General features: G+C 69.9%; 22 protein-coding genes. 5 read left to right on the plus strand and 17 right to left on the minus strand.

All coding sequences use genetic code 11. The features are described 5' to 3' along the window. Nucleotides 1–74 precede the first annotated feature (74 nt). Entirely contained in the window at nt 75–1,232 is a 1,158-nt protein-coding gene (locus D2K64_RS09655; protein ID WP_120008154.1) for an amidohydrolase, read from the minus strand. A 24-nt stretch (nt 1,233–1,256) separates the two neighbouring features. On the opposite strand from D2K64_RS09655, the gene D2K64_RS09660 reads away from it, so the two are divergent. From D2K64_RS09660 to D2K64_RS09670, 3 genes are all read left to right on the plus strand, one after another. Next, a complete protein-coding gene (locus D2K64_RS09660; protein ID WP_120008155.1) occupies nt 1,257–3,197 on the plus strand; it encodes an autotransporter assembly complex protein TamA in 1,941 nt (646 codons plus the stop codon). Beyond that, complete coding sequence (locus tag D2K64_RS09665) at nt 3,197–6,952, plus strand: translocation/assembly module TamB domain-containing protein (protein ID WP_120008156.1); 3,756 nt, start codon at nt 3,197–3,199, stop codon at nt 6,950–6,952. The genes D2K64_RS09660 and D2K64_RS09665 overlap by 1 nt, the downstream gene beginning before the upstream one ends. A 72-nt stretch (nt 6,953–7,024) precedes the next feature. Further along, the gene (locus D2K64_RS09670) at nt 7,025–7,216 is read left to right on the plus strand and encodes a hypothetical protein (RefSeq protein WP_120008157.1); all 192 of its coding nucleotides are present in this window, start codon (nt 7,025–7,027) and stop codon (nt 7,214–7,216) included. Nucleotides 7,217–7,526: 310 nt separating this feature from the next. Here D2K64_RS09670 and minE read toward each other — a convergent pair whose 3' ends face one another. From minE to minC, 3 genes are read right to left on the minus strand one after another with little or no spacing between them, the layout of a single operon-like run. Further along, a complete protein-coding gene (gene minE / locus D2K64_RS09675; protein ID WP_120008158.1) occupies nt 7,527–7,847 on the minus strand; it encodes a cell division topological specificity factor MinE in 321 nt (106 codons plus the stop codon). Beyond that, the gene (minD, locus tag D2K64_RS09680; protein ID WP_120008159.1) at nt 7,844–8,662 is read right to left on the minus strand and encodes a septum site-determining protein MinD; all 819 of its coding nucleotides are present in this window, start codon (nt 8,660–8,662) and stop codon (nt 7,844–7,846) included. The genes minE and minD overlap by 4 nt, the downstream gene beginning before the upstream one ends. A 33-nt stretch (nt 8,663–8,695) precedes the next feature. Next, nucleotides 8,696–9,451 carry a septum site-determining protein MinC gene (gene minC, locus D2K64_RS09685; protein WP_120008160.1) on the minus strand — a complete coding sequence of 252 codons (756 nt, stop codon included), beginning with the start codon at nt 9,449–9,451 and terminating at the stop codon, nt 8,696–8,698. Nucleotides 9,452–9,655: 204 nt separating this feature from the next. On the opposite strand from minC, the gene D2K64_RS09690 reads away from it, so the two are divergent. Both D2K64_RS09690 and D2K64_RS24345 read left to right on the plus strand, forming a co-directional pair. Next, nucleotides 9,656–10,099 (plus strand): acyl-CoA thioesterase, encoded by a 444-nt coding sequence (locus tag D2K64_RS09690; RefSeq protein ID WP_120008161.1) that lies wholly within the window; start codon nt 9,656–9,658, stop codon nt 10,097–10,099. Between the two features lie 131 nt (nt 10,100–10,230). After that, nucleotides 10,231–11,043, plus strand: a complete 813-nt coding sequence (locus D2K64_RS24345; RefSeq protein WP_157985794.1) for an alpha/beta hydrolase — start codon at nt 10,231–10,233, stop codon at nt 11,041–11,043. Nucleotides 11,044–11,061: 18 nt separating this feature from the next. Here the strand turns inward: D2K64_RS24345 and gloA are convergent, their stop codons facing one another. The 13 genes from gloA to pyrH all read right to left on the minus strand — a co-directional run bounded on the left by gloA (nt 11,062) and on the right by pyrH (nt 23,492). Beyond that, complete coding sequence (gene gloA / locus D2K64_RS09705) at nt 11,062–11,475, minus strand: lactoylglutathione lyase (RefSeq protein ID WP_120008163.1); 414 nt, start codon at nt 11,473–11,475, stop codon at nt 11,062–11,064. Between the two features lie 29 nt (nt 11,476–11,504). Next, complete coding sequence (locus D2K64_RS09710) at nt 11,505–12,353, minus strand: LpxI family protein (protein ID WP_202910613.1); 849 nt, start codon at nt 12,351–12,353, stop codon at nt 11,505–11,507. A 5-nt stretch (nt 12,354–12,358) separates the two neighbouring features. Then, nucleotides 12,359–13,237, minus strand: a complete 879-nt coding sequence (gene lpxA, locus D2K64_RS09715; RefSeq protein ID WP_120008165.1) for an acyl-ACP--UDP-N-acetylglucosamine O-acyltransferase — start codon at nt 13,235–13,237, stop codon at nt 12,359–12,361. A 4-nt stretch (nt 13,238–13,241) separates the two neighbouring features. Beyond that, entirely contained in the window at nt 13,242–13,733 is a 492-nt protein-coding gene (gene fabZ / locus D2K64_RS09720; RefSeq protein ID WP_120008325.1) for a 3-hydroxyacyl-ACP dehydratase FabZ, read from the minus strand. 5 nt (nt 13,734–13,738) lie between these two features. After that, nucleotides 13,739–14,827 carry a UDP-3-O-(3-hydroxymyristoyl)glucosamine N-acyltransferase gene (lpxD, locus tag D2K64_RS09725; RefSeq protein ID WP_120008166.1) on the minus strand — a complete coding sequence of 363 codons (1,089 nt, stop codon included), beginning with the start codon at nt 14,825–14,827 and terminating at the stop codon, nt 13,739–13,741. Between the two features lie 4 nt (nt 14,828–14,831). After that, a complete protein-coding gene (locus D2K64_RS09730; protein ID WP_120008167.1) occupies nt 14,832–15,605 on the minus strand; it encodes an OmpH family outer membrane protein in 774 nt (257 codons plus the stop codon). A 19-nt stretch (nt 15,606–15,624) separates the two neighbouring features. Further along, nucleotides 15,625–17,961, minus strand: coding sequence for an outer membrane protein assembly factor BamA (gene bamA, locus D2K64_RS09735; protein WP_120008168.1), 2,337 nt, complete (start codon nt 17,959–17,961; stop codon nt 15,625–15,627). 211 nt (nt 17,962–18,172) lie between these two features. Continuing rightward, the gene (gene rseP / locus D2K64_RS09740) at nt 18,173–19,282 is read right to left on the minus strand and encodes an RIP metalloprotease RseP (protein ID WP_370764657.1); all 1,110 of its coding nucleotides are present in this window, start codon (nt 19,280–19,282) and stop codon (nt 18,173–18,175) included. A gap of 86 nt (nt 19,283–19,368) precedes the next feature. Next, a complete protein-coding gene (dxr, locus tag D2K64_RS09745) occupies nt 19,369–20,535 on the minus strand; it encodes a 1-deoxy-D-xylulose-5-phosphate reductoisomerase (protein WP_120008327.1) in 1,167 nt (388 codons plus the stop codon). Beyond that, the gene (locus D2K64_RS09750) at nt 20,532–21,398 is read right to left on the minus strand and encodes a phosphatidate cytidylyltransferase (RefSeq protein WP_120008169.1); all 867 of its coding nucleotides are present in this window, start codon (nt 21,396–21,398) and stop codon (nt 20,532–20,534) included. The genes dxr and D2K64_RS09750 overlap by 4 nt, the downstream gene beginning before the upstream one ends. A 1-nt stretch (nt 21,399) precedes the next feature. After that, the gene (gene uppS / locus D2K64_RS09755) at nt 21,400–22,161 is read right to left on the minus strand and encodes a polyprenyl diphosphate synthase (protein WP_120008170.1); all 762 of its coding nucleotides are present in this window, start codon (nt 22,159–22,161) and stop codon (nt 21,400–21,402) included. 22 nt (nt 22,162–22,183) lie between these two features. After that, on the minus strand, nt 22,184–22,756 hold the full coding sequence (gene frr, locus D2K64_RS09760; protein ID WP_120008171.1) for a ribosome recycling factor: 573 nt from the start codon (nt 22,754–22,756) through the stop codon (nt 22,184–22,186). A gap of 16 nt (nt 22,757–22,772) precedes the next feature. Further along, nucleotides 22,773–23,492, minus strand: a complete 720-nt coding sequence (pyrH, locus tag D2K64_RS09765; protein WP_120008172.1) for a UMP kinase — start codon at nt 23,490–23,492, stop codon at nt 22,773–22,775. Nucleotides 23,493–23,562 lie beyond the last annotated feature (70 nt).

The following is a 23,562-nucleotide window of genomic DNA, read 5'->3' on the forward strand; positions in this document are numbered from 1 at the left end:
ACATCCTTCGGCCGGTGCGGGTCCGGCCCAGGATCGGATGACGGGGTCGGATCGGCAACCCCGCCGGGCGGCCCTCACTCCCCGGTGCGTGCCAGGGAGCGTCTCGCCGTCTCAGCCAGGAAGGCGCTGGCGACGGGCAGCACCGCGTCGTTGAAGTCGTAGTTCGGGTTGTGCAATTCGCGCCCATTGTCGGAGGCACCGTTGCCGATCCAGACAAAGGCGCCCGGGACCTCGTGCAGGAAGCGCGAGAAATCCTCGCCTGTCATGGCCGGCGGAACGTCGCGCCGCAGCGCGGTAATGGCGGCGGCGGCCCCGGCCGCCAGCTCGCGCGGCTCGGGATGATTGCGGGTCACCGGCACGCCCTCGCGCACATGCGTCTCCGCCTGAACGCCGAAGGTGGCCGAGACGCCGGCTGCGACGCGGCGCAAGCCGTCGCGAATCTGCTCCCCCACCTCGTCGCGCAGATAGCGCATGCTGCCCTGGATCACCACGCGGGCCGCGATCTGGTTCTGCGCCTCGCCGCCATGCACGGTGGTGAGGCTGACCACGCCGGTGTCCATCGGGTCCAGGACGCGGGCCACGATCGACTGGCAGGCGACGATGGCGTGGCCCGCCGCGACAATGGGGTCGCGCGTCAGGTGCGGCAGCGCAGCATGGCCGGCATGGCCCTCGATGATGATCTCGAAGCGGTTGCCGGCCGCCATCACCGCGCCGTCATGCACCGCCACGGTGCCCGCCGGCAGGCCAGGCCAGTTGTGCCAGCCATAGATCTGGTCCATCGGAAAGCGGCGAAACAGACCGTCCCTGATCATGGAGGCCGCGCCGCCGCCGCCCTCCTCCGCCGGCTGGAACACCAGGCGCACCGTGCCGGACCAGCTTTGATCCTGCAGAAGCAGCGCCGCCGCGCCCAGCAGGGCCGTGGTATGGCCGTCATGCCCGCAGGCATGCATCACCCCCGGGACGGTGCTGCGATAGGGCAGCTCCTGCGAGGCTTCCTCGATGGGCAGCGCGTCCATGTCGCCGCGCAGGCCGACGCTGCGGTTGCTGCCCGGACGGTGCAGGGTTGCCACAACGCCGTGCCCACCAACATGTTCGGCGATATCCGTGACGCCGATTTCCTTCAGCTTCTCGACAACGAACTCGGCTGTCGTGCCTTCATTCAGTGTGAGACCGGGATTGGCGTGGAGATGCCTGCGCCAACGGGTCAGGGTTTCAGCGAGGGTCGTATCCATTTGTCAGGGCTTAGCGCGTAAACGATGCGTCTCAAACACCTTCCGCCGCTGCGCGGCCTGACGCTCGCCGCCACCCTGTTGGCCGGGGTCCCGCATGCCCTGCTGCTGCCGGCCGCTGCCCAGGATGCCCCCTCCGCCGATCCCGCCGCGGCACCGGAACAGTACGAGCCGACCGTCTCCTATTCCGTGACGCTGCCCGACACCGCCGATGACGCGCTGGACGATGCCTTGCGCCGCGCCTCGGCGCTGGAGCAGCTGCGGGAAACCGCCCCCACCGACGCCTTCGGCCTGGTGTCCCGCGCGCTGGCCGAGACCGACAACATCCGCAGCGCCCTGCGCTCGGAGGGCTATTACGCCGGTTCCTGGCGGATCACCGTGGCGGGCGAGGCGCCGGATACGCCAGGCCTGGCCGACCGGCTGCAGGCCCGTGCCCGGCCGCGCAATGCCCCGGCAGAGGAAGGCCGGCCGACGGCGGAACCTGTGTCCGTGGTGGTGACCGTGGATCCGGGGCCGCAATACAGGCTGGCGCCGGTGCGGCTGCAGGCCGAGCCGGCCGGCACTCCCATCGACGCGGCGGGCTCCACCGGGTTGGAAGCCGGCAGCCCCGCCCGCGCCCAGCCCGTGCTGGATGCCGAGGGTCGGCTGGCCACCGCCCTGCGCGATTCCAGCCACCCCTTCGCCAGCATCCGCCGCCGGGTCACGGTGGATCACGACACCAAGCTGATGGAGGTGACCTTCGTGGTCGCCCCGGGCCCTCGCGCCGATTTCGCCACGCCCAACGTGACGGGCGAGCAGCGCACCAACAGCAGCCTCGTGGCCTCCGTGGTGCGGCCGCTGGCGGGGGAGCCCTACGATCCCAAGACCCTGGAGGAAACCCGGCAGGATCTGCTCGGCCTCGGCGTGTTCTCCACCGTGCGGGCCCGCGCCGGGGAACGGCTGAACGAGGAAGGCCGCCTGCCGGTGACCTTCACGGTGATCGAGCGGCCGCTGCACGCCATCGGCTTCGGTGCCGCCTATGAGACGCGCTACGGCCCCACCTTCAGCACCTATTGGGAGCACCGCAACCTGTTCGGCGGCGCCGAAAGGCTGCGGCTGGAGGCGGAGGTTAATCGCCTCGGCGTCAGCGGCGACAGCAGCGAGACCGGCGGCAGGATCGGCGCCAGCCTCGCCACGCCGTGGTTCGCCGGCCGCAACCAGACGCTGACCTTCAGCATCGCCGCGGTGCGCGAGCGGCTCGACGCCTATGACCGCGACGCCTTCACGGCGGATGCCATCCTGGAGCGCACCATCTCCAAGCGGCTGACCGTGGGCTTCGGCCCGCAGCTGGAGTTCAGCCGGGTGACCCAGGATGACGTCACCACCGACTACCAGCTGATCGGCCTGCTGGGGCAGCTGCGCTGGAACGACACGGACAGCCCGCTCAACCCGTCGCGCGGCACCCGCGCCTCGGTGCTGGTGAACCCGATCTACAGCCTGGGGGAGAGCAATGCCTTCACCCGGCTGCGGGTGCAGGGCAGCACCTATCTCGACATCTCGGGCGACAAGGGCAGCATCCTGGCCCTGCGGGGCGTGGTCGGCTCTATCGTGGGCGCCTCCTTTGGCGGGGTGCCGCCGGACAAGCGCTTCTATTCCGGCGGCGGCGGCTCGGTGCGCGGCTATGATTATCAGTCGATCGGCCCGCGCACGGCGAACAACGAACCCGCGGGCGGCCTGTCCCTGGTGGAAGGCAGCGTGGAGCTGCGCCAGCGGGTCAGCGGCCCCTGGGGCATGGCGGCCTTCGTGGATGCGGGTGCGGTCACCGAGGACCCGGCCCCTACCCTAGACAACCTCAAGGTCGGCGCCGGCCTCGGCGTCCGCTACCAGACGGCGATCGGCCCGATCCGCGCCGACGTCGCCATTCCCCTGAACAAGGAGCGCGACGACGCCGCCTTCGGCTTCTACATCGGGATCGGGCAGGCTTTCTGATGCGCCGCGTCCTGAAATGGGCCGGCATCACGCTGGCCGTCCTGATCCTGCTTCCTGTTCTGCTGGTGACGGCCGTGCTGATCGGCGTGAACACCGGGCCGGGCCAGCGCCTGCTGGCCTCTACCGCCGAGCGCTTCGTTCCCGGTCTGACGCTGGAAGGCCTGCACGGCCCGATTCCCGGTGGCCCGGGCTTCGCCAAGCTGACCATGGCCGATGCCGACGGCCCGTGGCTGGAAGTTGAGGATGCGCGGCTCGGCTTCGATTTCATGGCGCTGCTGAACCGCGACCTCCGCATCGAGGAATTATCAGCCCGGCGGGTGGCCCTGTTGCGCCTTCCCCCTGGCGGCGAAGCGCCGCCGGAGGAACAGCCCCCCACCGATCCCGACGCCTCCGTGGTGCCGGGGCTGCCGGACCTGCCGGTGGAGGTCCATCTGGACCGGCTGGCGGTGCAGCGGCTGGAAATCGGCCAGCAGATCATCACCCTGCCCTCCGGCGGAGCCGATGGCTTGGCGTTGTCGCTGGATGGAAGCGCCAGCCTGGTGGCGGCCGCGCTGCAGGCGAAGCTCGGGGTGCAGCGGCTGGACGCGCCGGGGCAGTTCAACCTGGACCTCGGCCTCGATCCGCACAGTCGCCTGGCGGCCAGCCTGACGGCGCAGGAGCCGCCCGGAGGGCTGCTGGCCACCAGCCTCGGCATCCCTGATGCCCCGGCGCAGCTGGCGCTGACGCTGGATGGCCCGGCGGACGGGGCCGACCTGACCCTGCGGGGCGATTTCGGCGGCCAGGCCGGCATCCGTGCCGATGGTCGCGTGGCGCTGACCGCCGACGGTGCTTCCGCTTTGGCGCTGAAGGGTCATCTGGACGCCCCCGCCGCGCTGGCGCCGGAACCGGTGCGGGCGATCGACTTCGACGTGGATGCCGCCGTACCGGCCGGCGGCCAGCCGCAGATCCGGCGGCTGAACCTCGACGCCAAGGCGGGCACGGTGCGGGCCAGCGGCTCGCTGGAACGGCTGCAGGTGGACGCGCGCATCGCCGGATCCGCGGCCCTGGCGCCGCTGGTGCCCGACACCGTCGGGTGGGAGGCGCTGGAGCTTTCAGCGACCGCTTTTGATGCCGAACGCTTCGAGGCGGTGCTGCGCCCACGCGGCCTGACCGGTCCCGACCCGCTGGGGGGCGTGCTCGGCAGCGAACCCGTGGTCACGTTCCGCGGCACCGCCAGCCACATCGACGAGTTGCTGGTGGAAGGTGCCGGCGCCACGCTGCGCGCCAGCGGCGACGTGGGCGACCGGCTCGGCCTGCTGGTCGATCTCACCGTGCCGGATCTGAAGGCGGTGCGGCCGGAGGTCACCGGGCCGCTCACCGCCCAGGCCCGTGTGTCCGGGCCGATGGCCGACCCCGCCATCGCGCTCACCGTGCAAAGCCCCGGCCTGACCGCCGCCGGCCGCCGGATCGAGGCGCTGGACCTCGCCGCCGAGGTCCCCTCCATCAACGGCATGGCCGGCACGCTGCGGCTGACCGGGCGGGCCGAGAACCAGCCGATCTCGGTGAACCTGCGCGCTGCACGGGAGGGTGACCTGATCCGGCTGGCGGAAGCGCAGGCGGTGTTCGGCCCGGTCACCGCCAATGCCGATGGCGTGGTGAACACCGCCACGCTGCGCTTCGACGGCCAGGCCGTGGTGGACGCCGACAATCTGGCACCGTTGGCACCGCTGGTCGGCCAGCCCATCGCGGGCGCGCTGCACATCGAGGCCAAAGGCCACACCGGTCCCGATGGACGGCAGGTCATCGACGCGAGCGCACGGACCCGGCGCATCGAATATGCCGGGCAGCCCTATGCGCTGGATGCCAGTGTCACCGGCACCGACGCGGATGCGAACTGGCGGGTCGATGCCACCCTGCCGCAGGCCAAGGTGGCAGGTCGGGGCCGCCTCACCCAGGGCGACGCGGGGATGCGGCTGGACATCGCGGCATTCAGCGCCGATGCGCCCGGCAATCTGGGCGTGCGGCTGGCAGCCCCGGCAGCGATCCTGATGCCGCCCTCCGGCGCCATCGAGATCCCCGGGCTGCGCATCGCCGCGCGTCCGGCCGGCAATTTCACCATCAGCGGCGTCTGGGGTCCGGAACGCGCCGATATTCGGGTGGCGCTGGCCGCGCTTCCGGCCTCCCTGGTGAACATGTTCGCGCCGGAGCCGAAGCTGGCCGGCACGGTGGTGGGCGAGGCCCGCATCACCGGCCCGACCACCGCGCCCGAGGTGAATGCCACCGTGAACGGTACGGGCCTGCGCGTTGACGCCCCCTGGTCGCGTGGCTGGCCGGCCGCGACTCTGCGGGTCGAGGCAAGCCGCGCCGGCAGCGGCGCCGTGCGCGCGAACGCGGCGCTGCGCATGGGCAATGTCGTCACGCTGGATGCAGAGGCCAGCCTGCCGCAAGGTCCCGGAGCAGCCGCCCCGGTGCAGGCGCGGCTGTCGGGCAGCACCAATCTGCAGCCACTGCTGACGCCGAGCCTGGGTGGCAGCGCGAACACCGTAGCGGGGCGCATCGTCCTGGATGGCGGCGCGTCCGGCACGCTGGCGCAGCCGGTGCTGAACGGCACGGCGACCTTGTCGGGCGGCGAGGTCCGCAACCCGCTCTACGGTCTGCGGCTGCGCAACATCCGCGGCCAACTTCGTGCCGCGGGTGAGCAGATCCTGTTCGAGAACATCGTGGCGCAGGCGGGCAATGGCCGCATCAGCGTCAACGGCAACGCGCAGCCCTTCGCCGCCGGCATCCCGATGCAGCTCGACATCACCGCGCGGGATGCCACGCCTGTGCAGAGCGAACTGGTCACGGCCCTGCTGGACGCCGATCTCCGCTTCACGGGGCCGCTGCAGACCAGCCCGGCGCTGAATGGCACCGTTCAGCTGAAGCGCGTGGCGGTGAACATCCCGCGGAGCCTGCCGGGAGGCGGCGTGGCGACGCTGGGCGATGTGCGGGAGCGCGGCGCCGACGCGCCGGAGCCGGCCCAGGCCGGCCCGGCGGCACCGCCGATCGCGCTGAACGTCAACATCCAGGCGCCGCAATCGATCCTGGTCCGCGGCCGCGGCCTGGATACCGAGCTCGGCGGCTCCCTCCGGATCGGCGGCACGGCGGCGGACCCGCAGCCGGAGGGCGCCTTCACCCTGCGGCGCGGCACCTTTCAGCTGATCGATCGCCGCATCGAGTTCGATCGCTCCAGCAGCCTCGCCTTCGATGGCGAGATGATGCCGACGCTGGATTTCACCGCCACCACCCGGGCCCAGAACCTCGCCATCACCATCAACATCGACGGACCGCCCAACGACCCCAAGATCAGCTTCACCTCGGTGCCCGAACTGCCCCAGGACGAGGTGCTGGCCCGCCTGCTGTTCAACCGTCCCCTCGACCAGCTTTCCCCCTTCGAGATCGCGCAGCTGGCGAGCGGCGCAGCGGCGCTGGCGGGCGCCGGACCAGGTGGTTCGCGCGGATTGCTGGGCGGCCTGGCCGACCGGCTCGGCCTGGACCGGCTCGGGGTCGGCGGTGGTTCCGGCAACACCAGTGGCAGCAACACCGAGGAAACCGGTCCTTCCGTCCAGGCTGGCGGCTATATCGGCCAGGGCGTCTATGTGGGCGTGGAGCAGGGTACGGAGGGTGGCCCACGGGTCGGGGTCGAGCTGGAGCTGACGCCACGGCTGAAGCTGGAGAGCAGCACCGGCGGCGAAAGCGGCGAGCGGATCGGCTTGTCGTACGAGTTCGAGTATTGAGCGAAGATCTGCTCTTTCCCTCGCCCCTCTGCTTGTGTCACAGCAACGCCCGTTGAGGAGAACCCAGACCCTATGCGTGCGTTCGACGGCCAGCTTTCCGGCAACCGCCCCATCTCCCGCTCGGCCGAGGAGAAAAAGCGGCAGTTGCGTGACCTTAAGGATGCCCTGGCGGCGCTGAAGCCGCATGCGGCGGCTTCGCTTCGGCAGTCCCTGACTGCCAAGATCAAGGCGCTGGAAACCGAACTGGCGCCCCGTGCCCGGTGAGGCCGTGTCCTGCCCGTGCCGCTGCGGCATGACCGCAGCGGCACGGGCATGATCACACGACGCGGGGCTGTTCCGCGCTGATCAGGATCAGCGTGGACCCTATGGCGCCGCGACAGCACCGCGTGGTCCGCACCGTCTTTCGAGGATGGAAGTACAGACGCCAGTCCCGGTCGGCGGCATCGGGTTGATCGATGAATCGGCGCGGCCGCTTCAACAGGGAGGGCCGGCCGCTGCAAGGCCCGCGAACGCTGCCAGGCACGGTTCAACTGATGCAGCGGCGCGTCCGCGAAAGGCGGCGCGCCGCCGGCGTTCAGGAGGCGCGAGCCTCCGGCTTGAGATCGGCCGGATTGGTGGTGCCGGTGTCATCCTTGGACGGCGGCGGCAGCTCCACCTCGATGGCCAGGGTGCTCATGTCGCCACCGCGGTCGAGCGAGACGTTCACCGCCTTGGGATCGATGGCGACGTATCGCGCCACCACCTGGATCAGCTCGCGCTGCAGCCGCGGCAGGAAGTCGTCTCCGGCGCGACTGATTCGCTCATGCGCCAGCACGATCTGCAACCGCTCCTTGGCGGCGCCGGCGCTGGTTGGCGGTGGCTTGGTCTTTCCGCGAAAGACGTCGAGCCAGCTCATGCGGCCCTCCCTCCGAACAGGCGGGACAGGAAACCGCGCTTCTCGGGATCGATGAAGCGGTGCGGCCGGTCCTCGCCCAGGAATCGCGCCACCGCGTCTTTGTAGGCCTGGCCCGCGGTGGAGCCATCGTCCAGGATCACCGGGTTGCCGGTGTTGGACGCCTTCAGGACGCTCTCGCTCTCGGGGATGACGCCGAGCAGCGGGATGGCCAGGATCTCGCGGATGTCCTCGAGCTTCAGCATCTCACCCTTCTCCACCCGGTTCGGGGCGTAGCGGGTGACGATGAGGTGCTCCTTCACCGGATCGCGCTTCTCCTCGGCCCGCTTCGACTTCGATTGCAGCACGCCCAGGATGCGGTCGCTGTCGCGGACGGAGGACACTTCCGGATTGGTGACGACGATGGCCTGATCGGCGAAGTACAAGGCCAGCAGCGCGCCCTTCTCGATTCCGGCGGGGCTGTCGCACAGGATGTAGTCGAAATCCTTGGACAGCTCCTCGATGATGTTGGCCACGCCTTCCTTGGTCAGCGCATCCTTGTCGCGCGTCTGGCTGGCCGGCAGGATCGAGAGCGTGTCCACCCGCTTGTCGCGGATCAGCGCCTGGTTGAGCTTGGCCTCTCCGGTGATGACGTTGACGATGTCGAACACCACACGCCGCTCGACTCCCATGATCAGATCGAGATTGCGCAGGCCGACGTCGAAATCGATCACGACGGTCTTCTTGCCGGCCTGCGCCAGGCCCGTGGCGAAGGCCGCCGAGCTCGTGGTCTTCCCGACCCCTCCCTTGCCCGACGTCACCACGATCACTTGCGCCATTGAAACTCTCCTCTCCGCCGCTCGGGCGCTTACTCAGCCCAACCGGTCAAACCGCATGTTCTCGCCGATCAGCCGGACCTGCACGGTCTTGCCGATCGGGGCATCCGTCAGCCCTTCCCGTACCGCGTAGTAGCCCGCGATGGAAACCAGCTCCGGATCGAAATTCAGCGCGAAGACGCGCGCCTCGGTGTTGTCCGCGCCGCCGGCGATCGCCCGGCCGCGCAGATTGCCGTAGACGTGCAGGTTGCCGTCGGCGATCACCTCGGCGCCCGGGTTCACCGTGCTGTTGATGATCAGGTCGGCACCCTGCGCCCAGATGCGCTGGCCGGCCCGTACGGGGTGGTCGATCACCATGGTGGGCCGCGCGGTGCCTGGCGGCAGCGGCGGTGCAGGCGGTGGCCCGGCGGGCGCCGTGGCGGCGGGCGGCGGCGCCATCGGCACCTCCTCGTCCTTGCCGCCAGCGGCGCGCAGTGGCGGCAGGCCCGCTCCCTGCGCCGCCGCGCGCAGCTCGGGCGTGCCGCCCACCGTGCCGATCGGCGTGATCTCGATGCGCCGCAGCTCGGCGGCGAGACCGGCGAAATCGATGTCCTGCGGCGCGGCCTGCAGGTCGTCGAGTCCGATCACCAGCGGCGCGAAGCGCAGAAAGCCGGGCGCGCGGCGGAACTGGTCGGCGATCGCGGGAACGATCACCTCGATTCTCGGATCCAGCAGCCGCAGCACCAGCAGATTGAAATTGGCACCGCGCAGCCGGAACGGTTCAAGGCGGGGTGAGGCGGCGGGAGCTGGCATCGGGTGCGGGAGCGATCCTGGCTGGCGGCAGCGGGGCCGGTTGGTCGGTCGGTCAACGGCTCGCGGGGCGGGGTGGCGCCGGGGCGAAGCCGCCCGCGGCAAACACCCTGTCCGCCAGCGATTCTCACCATATACAGAAGCCGGACCGGTTACAGAAGCCGTGCCTTTGCGCAAACCACCTGCCACCGCCGGAGTTCGCCGTTCATGGGCAAAACCATTCCCCGTCGCGCCGAGTACCGCTTCTTCATCGAGATCCCGACGCGCTGGGCGGACCAAGACGCCTTCGGCCATGTCAACAATGCGGTTTACTACACCTACTACGACACGCTGGTCGCCTCTTTCCTGGGCGGCGTCGGGCTGAACGCCCAGCAGGACGGCATCGGCGTGGTGGTTGAAACCCTGTGCCGCCACCATAGTCCCGCCTATTTCCCGGACGTGCTCAGCGCGGGGCTTCGCGTCGGGCGCATCGGCAGCAGCTCGGTGCGCTACGAGATCGGGCTGTTCCGGGCCGGCGAGGACACTGCCTGCGCCGAGGGGCACTTCATTCACGTGCAGGTGGAACTCGCGAATCAGCACCGGACCCGACTCCTTCCGGAGCGCCTGCATCAGGCGCTGTTGCCGCTGCTGACGGAGAAGGTGGATCGCTGAGATGGGCGGCACGGCAGTTGCTTGGGATCAACGGTTGCAGAGGTTTCGTTGCATCGACCGGGAGTTTCCCCACTCATGCCGCACTGCCCGCCATTCGGTTCCGCCTTTCGGCCACGCCGCCCGGAGGCTTCGTGAATCCGACGCCGCGCCCTGCGCATCATGGCCGGTCGCCGGTCATCCGGCCCATCGCAGACACTGCGGCCGACAACGCGCGCATCGCACTGCGCCGGGCCGAGGACACGGCGGCGCTGCGGTCGGCCCGGCCCGGCAAGCTCGGCCTCTGCTATGGCGGCGGCGAAGCCTGCCGCTGGGATTTGTATCCGGCCCTTGATCCGGCGGCGCCCTGCATCGTGCTGCTGCATGGCAGCGAGTGGTCCGATGGCGGGCCCGCCGCCTTCGGCGCCGTGGCGCGCGGTCTCCTGGCCCATGGCTGGTCGGCGGCATTGCCAAGCCACGGCCTGCGGCCCGGCGCCAGCCTGACGCGCATCACGCGGGACCTGCACCGTGCCATGGGCTGGCTGACGGCCCAGGGGCCGCTGCACGGCGTGGCCGGTCCGGTTCTGCTGTGCGGATGGGGCTCCGGGGCTCACCTGGCGGCGCTGCTGCTGGACCATCCCAGGGTCAGGGCCGGGCTTGGCCTATCCGGCGTCTATGATCTCGGCCCTTTCGAGGAAGGACTCGACCTCACTCCGCTGGAGGTAGAAGCCTTGTCACCGCAGCGCCTGCCGGTGGTGCGCAAGCCCTTCGCGCTGGCATTCGGCGGGGCGGAGGGCACTGAGCGGCAGCGCTATTCCCGCGCCTTCCACGCCCTGCGCTCGCAGAACGGGGCGAACGATCCCCTGCTGGTGGTGCCGGGCGCGGATGCCATGACGCTGCCCGACCTGCTCGAAGCACCGGACGGGCTGCTCTGCCACACCGCCCGGGCCTTGATCGAGGAGGGCTGAGCACCCTCCCCGCCTCATTCAGCCGCGGGTGCCGGCCTCGGCCGACTTCCGCTCGATCAGCTCGATCTTGTAGCCGTCCGGATCCTCGACAAAGGCGATCACCGTCGTGCCGAACTTCACCGGGCCAGGCTCGCGGGTGATTTTGGCACCCTCGGCCCGCAGCTTCTCGCAGGTGCCGTAGATGTCGGGCACGCCGATCGCCAGATGGCCGAAAGCGTTGCCCATCTCGTATTTCTCGGTACCGTAATTGTAGGTCAGCTCGATCACGCCGGCCCCGCTGCTTTCCGGCGCGTAGCCGACAAAAGCCAGGGTGTACTTGCCGTCCGGAACGTCGTTGCGGCGCAGTTCCTTCATGCCGAGAAGCCGGGTGTAGAAATCGACGCTACGCTCCAGGTCGCCGACACGGATCATGGTGTGCAGAAAGCTGCTCATGCGCGCTGTCTCCTTGTTGCGGCAGTGGTTCAGGATGCGGCCAGCCAAGCCGGGTCGTACGGGTCGATAGCGATCAGGAACAGCCCCGCCGCCTCCACGGCTGCGACCGTGGCAGGCCGGTCCACGACGATGGTGCCCCTGGCCTCGATCGCGATGCCGCGCAGGCCGGCCTCGACCGCGGCCGCCACCGTGACCGGGCCGATGGTGGGCAGGTCAACGCGACGATCCTGCCCGGGTTTCAGGATCTTGACCAGCACGCCACCCGGACCTTCCCGCCGCTGGGTTCCGGCTCGCGCGATCATCGCATCGGTGCCCTCGATGGCTTCCACGGCCAGCACCAGCCCCTGCTGCACCACGCAGCCCTGGCCGACATCCACGGCACCCAGCGCCCGCACCACGGCAATGCCGCGGGCGATGTCCCGCCGTGCGGCATCATCCGGCGCCAGGCTGCTCAGCTGCGACGGCGTCTCCACCAGCAGGTCCGCCAGCACGGATTGCGCGGGCAGAGGCTCGAATCCTTCCTCGCGCAGCACCCGCAGCACGGCCTGGAGCAGCGAATCATCACCGCCGAAGGCCCGCATGCCGATGCGCGGCAGCAGCCGGGCGGCGCCGGCGTCCGGGCGCAACGACAGGAAGCTCGGACGGGACACACGCCCCGCCAGCACCAATTCCCGCACGCCCGCGGCGCGCAGCCATTCCAACATGCGGCCGGCGGCGCCGAGGCGACAGGTGACACAGGGATAGGCCGCGTAATCCGCCGGATTCCCGAAGCCTTCCAGCACCACCACATGCGGGGTGCGGCCGGCGGCGGCGGCGGCGGCGGCGGCACGCTGCGGCATGTCGCCGGCGCCCACGATCATACCGAGCGGGGCGCCCATGACGCTCAGGCCTGCGCCTCGGCGTCATCCTCCTCCAGCGGCGCGACACGGCGGGCCCGGCACAGGCCGCGCTTGCTGTCGCTGCGGATGAAGCTCAGGATCTCCGCCACGGCCGGATGGTCGCCATGATCCGCCTCGGCCTGCGCCAGGCGATCCTGGAACACGCCGTGGCTGCGGAACAGCAACCGGTACACGGCGCGGAGCTGGTGGATCTCGGCGCGCGAGAAGCCGCGCCGCCGCAGTCCGATCAGGTTCAGCCCAGTCAGCCGGGCGCGGTTGCCGAGCACGGCGCCAAAGGGGATCACGTCGGCCTCAACGCCGCTCATGCCGCCGATCACCGATTGCCGGCCGATGCGAACAAACTGGTGCAAGGCGGCCCCGCCACCTACGAACACGGTGTCGGCGATCTGCACATGGCCGCCCAGCATGACGTTGTTGGCCAGGATCACGTGGTGATCCAGGGTGCAATCATGCCCGATATGGGCATTCACCATGATCAGGCAGTCGGCGCCCACCGTGGTCAGGCCGTGTCCGCCGACGCTGCCGCGATGGATGGTCGCGTGCTCCCGCACGATGGTGCGGGCGCCCACCACGGTGCGGGTCGGCTCGTTCTTGTATTTCAGATCCTGTGGCGCCAGCCCGATCGAGGCGCCATGGCTGACCTGCACGCCCTCGCCGATCCAGGTATGGCCCTCGACGGCCACGTTGGAGCCGATGGTAACACCGGCCTCCAGCACGGCATGGACGCCGATCATGGAAAACGGGCCGATCCGGCAGTCGGGGCCGATCGTGGCCCCCGCGCTCACGATGGCGGTCGGGTGAAGCTGGGCGGAGGCGTGGATGCGGCCATCGCCGGGCGGCAGGCTGGTATCAGGCACGGTCATCCGATCAGTGGCCCATGATCATGGCGGAATAGGTGGCCTCGGCCACCGTCACGCCATCGACCCGGACATTGGCATTGAACTTCCAGACGTTGCGGCGGGCCTGCTCTTTCTTGATGTGGATCCGCAGCTGGTCTCCGGGGCCCACCGGGCGGCGGAACTTGGCGTGCTCGACGCTCATGAAATACACCACCTTGCCGCGGGCATCGGCCCCCAGCGTCTCGACCACCAGCACCGCGGCGGTCTGCGCCATCGCCTCGATGATCAGCACGCCCGGCATCACCGGGTGGTTCGGAAAATGGCCCTGAAAGAAAGGTTCGTTGATGGTGACGTTCTTGATGCCAATGGCGCTCTCGCCCAGCACAACATCCACCATGCGGTCCAGCAGCAGGAACGGATAGCGGTGCGGAATCGCCTGCATGATCCGGGCGATATCGCAGACCTCCATTGTCCGCGGTGCGTCCACCGCCCCGGAGGCGGCCTGTTCCTGCTGATCCATTCCCATTAGTCCGTCTGTTCCGACCGCCCGGAAGGCGGCTCCTTCTGTTCTTCTCGCGCCGGCCCCGCCGCGGAACGCGCCTTCCGCGCGCCCAGTTGCCGCAAATAAATCGCCGCGCGGAGCGCATCCTTGACCGGCATGGCGGGCGAGCCCGTCACGTCCTGCCCCGCCGGGACATCGCTTTGCACCCCGGCCTGGGCGCCGATCCGTGCCTTGGAGCCGATATTGAGGTGGCCGGTCAGCCCGGCCTGCCCGGCGATGGTGACAAAATCGCCAAGTCGGGTGGAGCCGGAAATGCCCACCTGCGCAACGATCACGCAGCCACGGCCTGTTACAACGTTGTGACCGATCTGCACGAGGTTGTCGAGGCGGGTTCCCGGCCCGAGAACCGTGTCGTCCAGCGCTCCCCGGTCGACGCAGCTATTGGCGCCGATCTCCACCTCATCCCCAAGCCGCACCCGGCCAAGCTGCGGAATCGTGACGAAGCGGCCCTCGGGCGTCGGAGTGAAGCCGAAGCCTTCCTGCCCGACCCTGGCACCCTGGTGCAGCGTGACGCGGTGGCCGGCCAGGCAGAACGAGGCGGCGGCATGCGCCAGGATGCGGCAATCATCGCCGAACACGCAGCCTGGCCCGATCACCGCATGCGGCCCCACGAGGCAGCGCGCGCCGAGCACGGCGCCGGCCCCGATCACCGCATGGGGACCGATGTCGCACCCCTCCCCCAGCACGGCATCGGCGGCCACGGTGGCGGTGGGATGAATACCCGGCACGGGCGCGCGAGGCGGGTGGAACAGGGCGGCGATGCGGGCGAAGGCCAGGTGCGGCGTCCGGCTGAGCATCGCGGCGCAGCCTTCGGGAACCGAGGCGGCGAGATCGGGCGGCAACACCACCGCGCCCGCCCGGCTCGCCTTCAGGCTCGCGAGGTGCTTGCGCCCGTCCAGAAAAGCCACCTCGCCCGCTCCCGCGCTGTCCAGCGGTGCGACGCCGTTCAGCATCCGGGCGGCATCGCCGGCCAACTCCGCCCCGGCGGCTTCGGCCAGCCGGCTGAGCGGGTACGGCCCGGCAGCCGGGTGGAAGCGCGGATCGGCGGACAAGCGGTCAGTTCCGCCGCGGCGCCTGGGCCGGCGCCTGGCCCGGGCGGTTGGACGCGGGCGAAGCAGCAGCTGGCGCCGCACCTTCCGCCGGCAGCGTCACGGATTTGAGGATCTTGTTCAGCTGGGTGCTGACCTCGGGCGACAGGTCGAAGGGCGGCTCGTTGTAGATCACCATCGGGCGCGGCAGCACCAGGTTCACCTTGCGGCTGGCCGCCACCTGCCGGATCACCGTGGCCAAGGCCTGCTCGATCTCCTGGAGTCCCTGCTGGGCTGCCTGCTCGATGTCGCGCGAGCGGTCGCGGAACACCCGCTGCGCATCCTGGACACGTTCCTGCAGGTCTCGTTCCTTGTTGCGTAGCTCCTCAGGCGAGGCGGTGCTGCGCTGATTGGCCAGCTGCTGTTGCTCCTCACGCCAGCGCGCCTGCTCGCGCTGCAGGTCGTCGTTCAGCTTCTGCCGACGCTTCTCGATCTCCTCCCGCACCGTGTTGAAGGCGGTGGAGTCGCGCTGCACAGCGGGCACGTCGACGATGCCGATCACCGCGGCCGGCGGCGGCTCGCCGGGCGGCAGCGGCGAAGGATTGGGCTGCACGGCGCGCTGGGCAGGGCGCTGCTGCGGCGCCTGGGCCGGGCGCTGCTGCGCGGCCGGGGCCTGCTGCCGCTGCTGGTTCGGAACAAACCATTCCTGCTGCTGCTGCTGCGCCAGGGCGGGATGGGCCGCCAGCAGGGAAGCAGTCAGCAGGGTCGCCGCAAGCGCGGTCGGGGCGGCGCGTCGGGCCATGGGGATCAAACTCCGTAGATCAGAAGCGCGTGCCGAAGCCGAAACGGAAGACCTGCGTCTCGTCGTAGGACTTCTTCACCACGGCCTGCGCCAGGTCGATGTTGATGAGGCCGAAGGGACTGCGCCAGGAGATGCCGATGCCGGCGCCGACCCGCGGATCGGCCTCGTCGACGATGTCGGGGCCGCTGTCGATGTTGGACAGCGAGCCGACATCCACGAAGGCACGGCCGATCAGGCCCAGCTCCGCAGGTACCGGCAGGGGGAAGCGCATCTCGGTGCTCTGGGTCCAGATGGTGCGGCCGCCGAGCGCGTCGGTGGTGCTGCGGTCGCGCGGGCCGGCACCGGCCACGGCGAAGCCGCGCAGGTTCTCGCCGCCCAGGAAGAAGCGGTCGAGGATGCGCTCCTGCTTGTCCTCGTCGCCATAGCTGACCAGGTGACCGACGCCGGCCGAGATCGCCAGCACGTATTCCGGGTCCCCCAGCAGCCGCTCGAAGGGCACGAAGTAGGTCGCGTCGAGGCGGGTGCGCAGGTAGTTCACGTCGCCGCCGAGACCGGCCAGGTCGGTGCCGAGCCGCAGCACATAGCCGCGGCGCGGGTCGAGGCGGGAATCGCGCGTGTCATAGGTCAGCGTCTGGCCGATCTGCGACAACACGGTGACGCCGGTCTGCTCGCGGATATAGCGGCTGGCGGTCTCGTTGATGTTGAAGATGTTGCGGCGGGACAGGGTATAGGCCCAGCTCTGCCGCAGCCGCTCATTGAACTCGTAGCCGGCGCGCAGGCTGAAGCCGGCGCGGCGCTCCTCATAGCCCGAGTAATCCGTCAGGTCGCGCACGATGTAGAACACGTCCGCACCAATCGCGAGGTTGCGGTCGAGGAAGGACGGATCAGTCACCGAAAGGTCCACCTGCGAGCGGCGCTGCGCGATGGTGGTGTTGATGCGCGCGTCCACGCCGGTGCCGAGCAGGTTGCGCTCGCGCAAGCCGAGATCGGCCAGGGCGCCGGCGTCGGTCGAGTAGCCGCCGCCGATCGAGATCTCGCCCGTGGCGCGCTCGCTGACGCTGGTGTTCAGGATCACCCGGTCCGATGCGCTGCCGGGCGCAGGCGTGATCTGCACGTCGCCGAAATAGCCGAGGTCGCGGATGCGCTGGCGGGAGCGCTGCACCGCCGCATTGTTGAAGGCATCGCCCTCCGCCAGCCGCAGTTCACGGCGGATCACGCGATCCTGGGTGCGGGTGTTGCCGATGATGTCGATGCGCTCGACATAGGCGCGGTTGCCTTCCGTGACGTCGAAGGCGATGTCGACGCGCTGTTCGGCCGTGTTGCGGGTGATCCGCGGCTCAACCTCGACAAAGGGAGCGCCGCTCAGGTTCGCCTGGTCGACCAGCGTCTGCTCCATGGTCTCCACGGCGTCGCCGTCGAACCAGTCGCCGGGCTGGATGGTCATCACCGGCTGCAACTGCGCTCCGGTGACGTTGCGCAGGCTGGAATTGATCTCGACCTTGCCCACCCGGTAGCGCGGGCCTTCCTGGACCGTGTAGGTCAGGAAGAAGCCGGAGCGGTCGGGCGCCAGCTCGGCCGTGGCATCGGTGATCTCGACATCGGCGTAGCCTTCGCGCTGGTAGTAGCGGCGCAGCAGCTCGCGGTCGAAGTTCAGCCGCTCGGGGTCATAGGTGTCGGCGCTGGAGAAGAGCCGGTACCAGGCGGATTCGCGGGACGCGACGACTTCCTTCAGCCGGCTGTCGGAGAAGTTCTCGTTGCCGACGAAGTTGATGCGGCTGATCAGCGCCGACTCGCCCTCGGTGATCTCGAACACCACATCGACCCGGTTCTGGTCGCGCTCGATGACCTTGGGCTCGACCCGCGCCGCGAAGCGGCCGCGGCGGGCATAAAGTTCGAGGATGCGCTGCCGGTCGGCGCGGGCGGTGGCGGCGGTGAACACGGCGCGCTCACGCAGGGTCAGGATGGGGCGCAGCGTGTCGTCGGACAGCGCGCTGTTTCCCTCGAACGCCACCTGGTTGACGATCGGGTTCTCCTGCACTTGCACCGCCAGCCGGTCACCCTGACGGGTGATGCGGACGTCACGGAACAGCCCGGTGGCGAACAGGGTGCGGAGGCTGCGGTCCACCGCATCCCCCGTATAGGGGTCGCCCGGCTGGAGCAGCATGTAGGAGCGGATGGTGTCCGCCTCGATGCGCTGGTTGCCCGCCACGTCGATCCCGGTGATCACGCCGCCCGCAGTGGCCTCCGGCCCGCGCTGGGCCGGCGCGGCACGCCGCGGCTGGGCGGAAGCGTCAGGCGGCAGCAGCACGGGCACGAGGCAGGTGGCGGCAAGCAAAAGGGCGCGTGTGGCGTGCAAGGTTCGGATCCGGTGCCAGTGGACGGTTCAGTGATGCAGGCCTGAAGCGGGCCGGCAGCGACCCCGAAACCGCGGCGTCTGGGGCGGCGGGAGACTAGCGGGGAACCGCAGACCCCGCCACCCCTCAGCGCTTAAGCCCCGCTTCCAGCCGATCTCTAGATGTTTCAGGACGTTGCAGGGCGAAGCATCGTCGCCCTGCGAACTGGCTCCCTCAGCCTGCCAGCCCGCTGACCCAGCGCACCACGCCCAGGCTGGACAGATCATTCCAGGTGGCGAACACGAACAAGGCGATCAGCAGGGCGAAGCCGGCGCGGAAGCCATACTCGATGGCGCGGGGCGGCAGGGGGCGGCCGCGGATCGCCTCGGCGGCGTAGAACAGCAGGTGGCCGCCATCCAGCACCGGAATCGGAAACAGATTGATCAAGGCGAGGTTCACCGACAGGATCGCCATGAACGACACCAGGCTGGCAACGCCGAGCTGCGCCACCTGCCCCGAGATCTGCGCGATCCGCAGCGGCCCGCCCAGTTCCTCGGTCCCGCGCTGGCCGGCAATCATCTGCCACAGGCCGCCCAGCGTCTGCACGGTGACGTCCCAGGTCTGGCTGACCCCGGCGGCGAGGGCGCTCAGCGGATTCAGCCGGCGGAATTCCGGCGCGCCTCCGGAGATGCCGAGAATGCCGCTGGTGGCGCCATTGGCCTCGCGCGGCTCCGGCGTGGCGGTCAGCTCCTGCTCCACGCCGTCGCGCAGCACTTGGATCGTCACCGGCTGGCCGGCGCGCGGCTGGATATGGCGCTGCACCTCCTCGAACCGGCTGATCGGCGTGCTGTCCAGGCTGAGGATCCGGTCACCCGGCAGCAGCCCGGCGCGCTGCGCAGCACTGCCCTCAACCACCGTGCCGATGCTGGTGTTGGGCTGTGGCTGGCCCACCGTCATGTACAGCAGGCCGAACAGCACGGCCGCCAGCAGGAAGTTGGCGACCGGGCCGGCCGCCACCACGATGGCGCGGTCACGCACCGGCTTGTTGTGGAACGTCTGCCCCGGGCGCCACGCGGCGCGGGCTTCGGGCGAGGCATCGTCCGGCCCTTCCTGCCCGTGCAGCTTCACGAAGCCGCCGAGCGGCAGCCATGCGAGGCGCCATTCGGTGCCGCGCCGGTCGGTCCAGGCGTGAATGCGCTTGCCAAATCCGATGGAAAACACTTCCACATGCACGCCGCGCCAGCGCGCCGCGAGGTAATGCCCCAGCTCGTGGATGAAGACGAGCACGCCCAGCACGATCACGAAGGCGAAGATGGAGCGCAGGGGCTCGGGCAGCAGGTCCAAGGTCGTTTCTCCTGCCCGGCCATGCAGGGCCGGGCGTGTTCAACCGCCCTCCGGCCGTGCGGGCCGGAGCGTCATCCCATCGCCGCTCAGGTGGCGCGGCGGGTGGCTCGCCGCCTCGCTTCGCGGCGGGCTTCCGCATCCAGCGCCAGCACGGCCTCCAGATCTCCCGCCAATGGCGCGCCCAGAGCGTCCAGGCATTCCTCCACCACGGCGGCGATGTCGAGAAAGCCGAGCCGCTCCTGCAGAAACAGTCCGACGCCAACCTCGTTCGCGGCATTCAGGATGGTGGTGGCCCCCTGCCCCGCCTGCAAGGCCTGCCGTGCCAGCCGCAGCGCCGGAAACCGGCCGGGCTCGGGCTGGAAGAATTCCAGCCTGGACATGGCGGCCAGGTCCAGCCTCGGCACATCCACGGCCATGCGGTCCGGCCAGGCCAGGGCATGGGCGATGGGGGTGCGCATGTCCGGCGAGCCGAGCTGCGCCAGCAGCGAGCCATCGGCGTACTGCACCAGGCCATGCACCGCGGATTGCGGATGCACCAGCACTTCGATGCGGGATTCCGGCACCGGGAACAGCCGGGCCGCCTCGATCAGCTCCAGCCCCTTGTTCATCATGGTGGCGGAGTCGACGCTGATCTTGGCTCCCATCGACCAGACCGGGTGCCGCACGGCCTCGCACGGGGTGGCGCGGGCCATCGTCTCACGGCTCGCGGTGCGGAACGGTCCGCCGGATGCGGTGAGGATGATCTTCTCCACCGCCGCCGGATCGCGCGTTTCCAACACCTGAAAAATCGCGTTGTGCTCGGAATCGACCGGCAGGAGGGTCGCACCGGCCTGTCGCGCGGCGGCCAGTACCACCTCGCCCGCGCAGACCAGGGCTTCCTTGTTGGCCAGGGCGAGGGTGCCGCCGCGGCGCAGCGCCGCCAGGGTCGGGCGCAGTCCCGCGGCGCCGACGATCGCCGCCATGGTCCAGTCGGCCGATCGGGCGGCGGCGTCCAGCACCGCCTCCGAACCGCACGCCCAGGCGATGCCGGAACCGGCGAGCCGCTCGGCCAGGGCCGGCCCGGCCTCCGGATCGGCCAGCACGGCGATCTCAGGGCGCAGCCGCAGCGCCTGCTCGGCCAGGGCGGCGGCGTCCCGGCCGGCCACCAAAGCCACCACCGCAAACCGCCCAGGAGGCGCGGCATCCAGCAGCGCCACGGTGCTGCGGCCCACCGATCCGGTGCAGCCGAGGATGCTGACGCGACGCGGCGTCACCGCCACAACGGAACCCCGTAGCCGACACCGAAGGCCAGCAGCGCCGCCACGGGCGCCGCCGCCATCAGCCCGTCCAGCCGGTCCAGCAGCCCGCCATGACCGGGGATCAGCATGGAACTGTCCTTCACCTTGAAGTGCCGCTTGACCCAGCTTTCCAGCAGGTCACCTAGCTGTGTGGCGATGCCGAGCACGGCCGCCACCCAGAGCACTTTGAGCGCCGGCGGATTGCCCCAGACCAGCCAATCGGCGGCGAACCAGCCGATCACCATCGAGGAAACCAGCCCGCCCGCCGCGCCCGACCAAGTCTTGCCCGGCGAGATCGACGGCGCGAGCTTCGGCCCGCCGACGATGCGTCCGGCAATGTAGGCGCCGATGTCGCTGGCCCACACCACGAAGAACAGGAACAGGATATTGCCGCGCCCGGCATCGTTGTCATGCCTGAGGCCGATCAGCGCGATGCCGGCGACGCCGATATAGAGCACGCCGAGCGCCAGCCACGAGGCGGGCGGCGGCGGCCCGGCACGGCGGCGGAGCCGTGGCGGCGCGACCCAGGTCGCAATGGAACCGGCGAGCAGCACGCCAAGGCCGATCAGCGGCTGTCCGATCACCGCGCAGAAGCACGCCAGGAACACCGTGGCCGGCAATGCCATGCCGGGCCAAAGGTGGCTGCGCAAGCCGCAAAGCCGCACCCATTCCCAGCACAGCACGGCCACCGCCACGGCCATCAGGGCCGTCCAGGCCTCGGCGCCGAGCCAGGCGCACAGCAACGCCCCGGGTCCCAACACCGCGGCGGAGATGGCGCGCTTCTTGAGGTCGCGCCAACGCTTGCCGGGCTCCGGTGCCGGAGCGGCGGGGATGGTCATCTCAGCCGCTGCCGACGCCGAAGCGGCGCACGCGGCGCCGATACTCGGCCAGGGCCTGATCCAGATGGGCAGCCTCGAAATCCGGCCACAGCACGTCGAGAAAGACGAACTCGGCATAGGCCGCCTGCCAGAGCAGGAAGTTCGACAGGCGCTGCTCGCCGGAGGTGCGGATGATCAGGTCCGGGTCCGGCATGTCGCGCGTGGCGAGGTGGCGGGTGAGCATGGCCTCGTCCACAGCGCCAGGCGCCAGCGTCCCGGCGGCCACCTGCGCAGCCAGGGCGCGCGCCGCGGCAGCGATCTCGGCCCGCGCGCCATAAGACAAGGCCACAGTCAGGTTGAGCCGGGTGTTGCCGGCCGTCGCCTCTTCCGCCGCCGCGATCGCGGACACGGTTTCCGAGCCGAATCGGTCACGCTCGCCGATGACGCGCAGGCGCACGCCGTTCTTGGCCAGAGTGTTCACCTCACGCCGCAGATAGATACGGAGTAGCCCGGTCAGGTCGCGCACCTCATCGGCGGAGCGCTGCCAGTTCTCGGAGGAAAACGCGAACAGCGTCAGCCAGCCAATGCCGGCATCGGCGGCGGCCTGTACGGTGCGGCGGACCGCGTCCACCCCCGCCTTGTGGCCGAGCGCACGCGGCAAGCCGCGCGCCTTCGCCCAGCGGCGATTGCCGTCCATGATCAGGCCGACATGCAGGGGGCCGCCCTGCGGCCCGGCCGCATCCGGCAACGCCGCGAGCGGCTGGTTCAGGGGTGCTGCAGTCATCGGAATGTACGGGCGCGGACGCTCAGACGGCCTTGATGTCCTTTTCCTTCTCCGCCAGCAGCTCATCGATCTTCTTGATCGTGGCGTCGGTCAGCTTCTGCACCTCGTCCGACCAGCTCTTCGCATCGTCCTTGCCGATCTCGGATTTCTTTTCCCAACCCTTGATCTGCTCCATGCCGTCGCGGCGCACCCCGCGGGCGGCCACCTTGGCGGCCTCGGCATACTTCGCGGCCTGCTTGGCCAGCTCGTTGCGGCGCTCCTGCGTCAGCGGCGGCAGCGGCACGCGGATGACCTGCCCTTCGGATTGCGGATTCAGGCCAAGGCCGGAATCACGGATCGCCACCTCCACGGCCTTCGCCGCCTGCCGGTCCCAGACCTGCACCGACAGCATCGACGGGCCGGACACCGACACGTTGGCCACCTGCGACAGCGGCTGATTGGCGCCATACACCTCGACCCGGATCGGCTCCAGCAGCGCCGGGGAGGCGCGGCCGGTGCGCAGGCCGGAGAATTCCTTCTTCAGCGAATCCATCGCGCCATCCATGCGGCGCGACAGATCCTGCTTCAGCGTGCTGAGATCCGCGGGGGCTGCCATGAGCCTGGCTTCCTTCTTATTGATCCACGACCGTGGTGAAGCGGCCCTCGCCCTGCATGACGGCGGTGAAGGCGCCCGGCTCGTGGATATTGAACACAATGATCGGCAGCTTGTTCTCGCGTGCCAGGGAGATGGCGGCGGCGTCCATCACCGCCAGGTCGCGCGCCAGCATGTCGAGATAGGTGAGCGTGGTGTAGCGCTCGGCGTTCGGGTTCTTGCGCGGATCGGCGGAATACACGCCATCCACCTGCGTGCCCTTCAGCAGCACGTCGCAATTCATCTCGGCGGCGCGCAGTGCGGCGGCGGTGTCGGTGGTGAAGAACGGATTGCCGGAGCCGGCGGCGAACACGACGCAGCGGCCCTTTTCCATATGGCGCTGGGCGCGGCGGCGGATGAACGGCTCGCATACGCTGCTCATCGGGATGGCGGACTGCACGCGGGTGTCCACGCCCGCCTTCTCCAGCGCGTTCTGCATTGCCAGGGCGTTCATCACGGTGGCCAGCATGCCCATGCTGTCGGCCTGGGCACGGTCCATGCCGGACGAGGCGCCGGCGACGCCGCGGAAGATGTTGCCGCCGCCCACCACCACGCAGACTTCGACGCCGAGGTTCACGACGCCCTTGATGTCCTCGGCGATGGCACGAACGGTGGCGGTGTCCAGACCGTAATCCCGTCCTCCCATCAGGGCCTCGCCGGATAGCTTCAGCAGGGCACGCTTGTAGATCGGGGCGGTCATGAGCGGATTCCGGCAGCTAGGGGCGTCGGTGGAACGTGCCGCACGATAGGGACGGCACCCCGCCCCGGCA

Source organism: Teichococcus vastitatis (genome assembly GCF_003604215.1).
GTDB lineage: Bacteria > Pseudomonadota > Alphaproteobacteria > Acetobacterales > Acetobacteraceae > Pseudoroseomonas > Pseudoroseomonas vastitatis.

What these genes read in the sequence shown, in the direction of transcription:
- fabZ (WP_120008325.1), bottom strand. Translation starts at nt 13,733, where the DNA reads ATGGATCAGCAGGAACAGGCCGCCTCCGGGGCGGTGGACGCACCGCGG.
- D2K64_RS09730 (WP_120008167.1), bottom strand. Translation starts at nt 15,605, where the DNA reads ATGGCCCGACGCGCCGCCCCGACCGCGCTTGCGGCGACCCTGCTGACT.
- pyrH (WP_120008172.1), bottom strand. Translation starts at nt 23,492, where the DNA reads ATGACCGCCCCGATCTACAAGCGTGCCCTGCTGAAGCTATCCGGCGAG.
- minC (WP_120008160.1), bottom strand. Translation starts at nt 9,451, where the DNA reads ATGCCAGCTCCCGCCGCCTCACCCCGCCTTGAACCGTTCCGGCTGCGC.
- D2K64_RS09665 (WP_120008156.1), top strand. Translation starts at nt 3,197, where the DNA reads ATGCGCCGCGTCCTGAAATGGGCCGGCATCACGCTGGCCGTCCTGATC.
- D2K64_RS09670 (WP_120008157.1), top strand. Translation starts at nt 7,025, where the DNA reads ATGCGTGCGTTCGACGGCCAGCTTTCCGGCAACCGCCCCATCTCCCGC.
- D2K64_RS09655 (WP_120008154.1), bottom strand. Translation starts at nt 1,232, where the DNA reads ATGGATACGACCCTCGCTGAAACCCTGACCCGTTGGCGCAGGCATCTC.
- D2K64_RS09750 (WP_120008169.1), bottom strand. Translation starts at nt 21,398, where the DNA reads ATGACCATCCCCGCCGCTCCGGCACCGGAGCCCGGCAAGCGTTGGCGC.
- uppS (WP_120008170.1), bottom strand. Translation starts at nt 22,161, where the DNA reads ATGACTGCAGCACCCCTGAACCAGCCGCTCGCGGCGTTGCCGGATGCG.
- frr (WP_120008171.1), bottom strand. Translation starts at nt 22,756, where the DNA reads ATGGCAGCCCCCGCGGATCTCAGCACGCTGAAGCAGGATCTGTCGCGC.
- lpxA (WP_120008165.1), bottom strand. Translation starts at nt 13,237, where the DNA reads ATGACCGTGCCTGATACCAGCCTGCCGCCCGGCGATGGCCGCATCCAC.
- minD (WP_120008159.1), bottom strand. Translation starts at nt 8,662, where the DNA reads ATGGCGCAAGTGATCGTGGTGACGTCGGGCAAGGGAGGGGTCGGGAAG.
- minE (WP_120008158.1), bottom strand. Translation starts at nt 7,847, where the DNA reads ATGAGCTGGCTCGACGTCTTTCGCGGAAAGACCAAGCCACCGCCAACC.
- D2K64_RS09690 (WP_120008161.1), top strand. Translation starts at nt 9,656, where the DNA reads ATGGGCAAAACCATTCCCCGTCGCGCCGAGTACCGCTTCTTCATCGAG.
- D2K64_RS09710 (WP_202910613.1), bottom strand. Translation starts at nt 12,353, where the DNA reads ATGGGCGCCCCGCTCGGTATGATCGTGGGCGCCGGCGACATGCCGCAG.
- gloA (WP_120008163.1), bottom strand. Translation starts at nt 11,475, where the DNA reads ATGAGCAGCTTTCTGCACACCATGATCCGTGTCGGCGACCTGGAGCGT.
- D2K64_RS09660 (WP_120008155.1), top strand. Translation starts at nt 1,257, where the DNA reads ATGCGTCTCAAACACCTTCCGCCGCTGCGCGGCCTGACGCTCGCCGCC.